The following is a 214-nucleotide window of genomic DNA, read 5'->3' as shown; positions in this document are numbered from 1 at the left end:
CCACGTTCGCCGACCGGGCCCGGCACCGCGACGTGATCGTCCCGCTGCTGGAGGAGATCTTCGCGGGCCGCACCGTCGACGAGTGGCTCGTACCTCTTTATGCGGCGTCGATCCCGTGTGCGCCGATCAACGAGGTCGACGCGGCGCTGACCGACCCGCACACCCTGTCGCGTGAGCTCGTGGCGGAGACGTCGCATCCCCGGTTCGGGACGGT

Annotated in this window: 1 protein-coding gene; it reads left to right on the top strand. The window is 70.1% G+C overall.

All coding sequences use genetic code 11. The features are described 5' to 3' along the window. Nucleotides 1-214, top strand: a 214-nt coding sequence (locus PSD17_RS34645; RefSeq protein ID WP_339126308.1) for a CoA transferase, incomplete at both ends; no start/stop codon positions are given.

Source organism: Pseudonocardia sp. D17 (assembly GCF_036984265.1).
Taxonomy (GTDB): Bacteria; Actinomycetota; Actinomycetes; order Mycobacteriales; family Pseudonocardiaceae; genus Pseudonocardia; species Pseudonocardia benzenivorans.
Note: the sequence above shows the minus strand (reverse complement) of the source record. Positions and strands in the feature narration are given on the sequence as shown.